Annotated in this window: 1 protein-coding gene; it reads right to left on the bottom strand. The window is 68.9% G+C overall.

Going from position 1 to position 424, the window contains the following annotated elements; all coding sequences use genetic code 11:
- A partial coding sequence (locus I6F37_RS41405) for a hypothetical protein (protein ID WP_225154582.1) occupies window positions 1-424 on the bottom strand: 424 nt, incomplete at both ends.

Raw genomic sequence — 424 nt, 5'->3', positions numbered from 1 at the left:
GCCGGCGAACGCGCCAAGCAGGGTCACCGCGGTGCGGCGCTGCTCCAGACCGTCGGAGATCGTGGACGCAACAGTCCGGAAGCCCTGTCCCGCTGCGCCCGTTCCGCCCACCGGCAGCCGCGGATCGACGTCGAGCACGGCGCGACGCAGTGCAGGAATGGCGCGCGCTCCTTCCCTCGTGCGAATGACGAGCGTAACCCACGGCCACACCTCGAGGGTGTTGGGCACGTAGACCTCGGGCTGTGGATCCACGTCCTGCCCGAACTGATGCACGTCGGCGACGACGCCAATGACGTTCCCGGTCACCGGCTGGCCGAGGTCGGCCCGAGCCTGCGACGCGCGGTGCACCGTCATGCGCTTGCCAATCGCCTCGTCGCCAGGCCAGAGTCGTTTCGCGAGCGTTTCATTCACCACAAAGCCGCTG

This window comes from Bradyrhizobium sp. NBAIM08, from assembly GCF_020193935.1.
GTDB classification, from domain to species: Bacteria; Pseudomonadota; Alphaproteobacteria; order Rhizobiales; family Xanthobacteraceae; genus Bradyrhizobium; species Bradyrhizobium yuanmingense.
This window is presented reverse-complemented; position numbering and strand designations above follow the sequence as displayed.